Source organism: Sphaerotilus sp., from assembly GCF_041083715.1.
In the GTDB taxonomy this organism is placed as follows: domain Bacteria; phylum Pseudomonadota; class Gammaproteobacteria; order Burkholderiales; family Burkholderiaceae_C; genus Sphaerotilus.
In genome coordinates this window covers 1-2,531 of record NZ_JBFPGY010000244.1, presented here as the reverse complement: position 1 = coordinate 2,531, position 2,531 = coordinate 1, and the positions used below count along the sequence as shown (strand labels likewise).

Annotated in this window: 2 protein-coding genes; both read right to left on the bottom strand. The window is 71.5% G+C overall.

Going from position 1 to position 2,531, the window contains the following annotated elements:
- On the bottom strand, positions 1-1,049 hold a 1,049-nt coding region (locus AB3X43_RS10795; protein ID WP_369429849.1), incomplete at its 3' end, for a type I glutamate--ammonia ligase.
- Positions 1,046-2,531 (bottom strand): NAD(P)/FAD-dependent oxidoreductase (locus AB3X43_RS10790; protein ID WP_369429848.1); only part of this gene is annotated, 1,486 nt, incomplete at its 5' end. The genes AB3X43_RS10790 and AB3X43_RS10795, both read right to left, overlap by 4 nt.

Sequence of the window (2,531 nt, the reverse complement as noted above, 5' to 3'; positions counted from 1 at the left end):
GGATTGGCGTCGCCGCCGGGCAGGCGGTTCTCCAGCCGCCGGTTCGCCGGGCTGGCCGGTGGCAGCCGGAACGCCACGCCGCGGTCGTCGCCGCCCCAGTCGGCGGTGGTCGGCGAGGCGTCGCCACAGTTCATGCGGTCGAAGGTGTGGCCGTAGGGCGCGAACAGCGCCAGCGCCGCCGCGGCATCCCGCTGCAAGCCGGCGACGAAGTGCGCCAGCCGCGGGGAGGCCTGGCCATCGGGCTGGCTGAAGATGTTGCGGCCGCTGGTGGTGTCCTGCAGGCTGACATGCCAGTGCATTCCTGTGCCGGGCTGGTCCAGGAACGGCTTGGCGATGAATGTCGCCAGAAACCCCTGCCGCACCGCCGTCTCGCGCGCCAGCCGTTTGAAGCGCCACACCGCGTCGGCCATTGCCAGCGGCTCGCCGGGCGCGAAGTTGACCTCGTACTGCCCGCAGGCGGATTCGTGTGCATGGCCCGTCACCGGGATGCGCTGCGCCGCGCAGGCCGCGAACAGCGCATCGAAGTAGGCGGCGAAATGCGTGGTGCGCTCCAGCGAGGCGATCTCCAGCGCGTGCTCACGCGAGCCGGATGGTCCGGGCACGCCCGCCGCCCGCAAGCCACCTTCGGCCGTGCGCTCGACGAGGAAAAACTCCAGCTCCGGCGCCACCGTGGCGCGCAGCCCGGCTGCCGCCAGCCGTTCGATCACCCGGCGCAGCGCCGCCCGCGGCGAGAAGCGGCGCGCATCCGGCGCCAGCCCGGTTGGTTCGCAGACCACACTCACCCGGTCCTCGCGCCCCGGCACCGGCACGGCCGTGGCCAAGTCGGGCTCCAGGTGCAGATCGCCGTACGCCTCGGGCAACAACGGCCCGAACACCGTGTCCGGCTCGCCCCCGGTCAGCGTCACGCCGAGCACCACCGATGGCAGCTTGCACCCGCGCATCGCCTCGAAATCCGCCCGCGCCACGACCTTGCCGCGGGCCACCGACGTGAAATCGGCCACCGCGCATTCGACCGTGCGCACCGTGTCGGGCAGGCCGCTCCAGCTCATGGCGAGGGCCGCGCCACGCCGAGCAGGTCCGCGCCGAGGGCCTCGGCCACTTCGATGCCATCCACGCCCGCCGACATGATCCCGCCCGCGTAGCCTGCGCCTTCACCGGCCGGGTAGAGGCCGCGCACGTTCAGGCTCTGGAAGTCGCGCCCCCGCGTGAGGCGCAGCGGCGACGAGGTGCGCGTTTCCACGCCGGTCAGCACGGCGTCGGCCATCGAGAAGCCCTTGATCTGCTTCTCGAACGCGGGCAGCGCCTCGCGGATCGCGTCGAGCGCGTAGACGGGCAGCGAGCCGCGGTCCTTCTGCGCCAGGTCGGTCAGCAGCACGCCCGGCTTGTACGACGGCTCGACACTGCCGAGCACGCGGCTGCGCTGGCGCTTGATGAAATCGCCGACGAGCTGCCCCGGCGCCTGGTAGCCGCCTTCGCCGAGTTCGTAGGCGCGCGACTCCCAGAGGCGCTGGAAGGCCATGCCGTCGAGCGGGTTCACCGGCCCTGTGCCGCCCGGGTCCTGCCGGTAGTCCTCGGGCGAGATGCCGACGACGATGCCGGCGTTGGCGTTGCGCTCGTTGCGCGAGTACTGGCTCATGCCGTTGGTGACGACGCGCTCGGGTTCGGAGGTCGCCGCCACCACGGTTCCGCCCGGGCACATGCAGAAGCTGTAGACCGAGCGCCCGTTCTTCGCGTGATGCACCAGCTTGTAATCGGCCGCCCCGAGGATCGGATTCCCGGCGTTCGGGCCGAAGCGGGCGCGGTCGATGAGGCTCTGCGGATGTTCGATGCGGTAGCCGATCGAGAATGGCTTGGCCTCCATGTAGACGCCGCGCTCGTGCAGCATCGTGAAGGTGTCGCGGGCGCTGTGGCCGAGCGCGAGCACCACATGGTCGGCACGCAGCTCCTCGCCCGACGCCAGCGTCACGCCGCGGATGTGCCCGTCCTCGATGCGCACATCGCTCACCCGCTGCTCGAAGCGCACCTCGCCGCCCAGCGCGATGATCTCGGCGCGGATCTTCTCGACCATGCCGACGAGCCGGAAGGTGCCGATGTGCGGCTTGCTGACGTAGAGGATCTCCTCGGGCGCGCCGGACTTGACGAACTCGGTCAGCACCTTGCGCGTGAGGTGGCGCGGGTCGCTGATCTGGCTCCAGAGCTTGCCGTCGGAGAAGGTGCCGGCGCCGCCCTCGCCGAACTGCACGTTCGATTCCGGGTTCAGCTCGCGCTGGCGCCACAGGCCCCAGGTGTCCTTGGTGCGCTGGCGGACTTCCTTGCCGCGCTCCAGCACGATCGGCTTCAGGCCCATCTGCGCCAGGATCAGCGCCGCGAAGATCCCGCACGGCCCGAAGCCGATCACCAGCGGGCGCAGCCGCTCGCCGTGCACCGCGAAGTCGGCCGGTGCGTGGCCGACGAAGCGGTACGCCGTGTCCGGCGACGGGCGCACCTGCGGATCGCCCTCGAACTGCGCCAGCACGGCCGCCTCGTCGCGC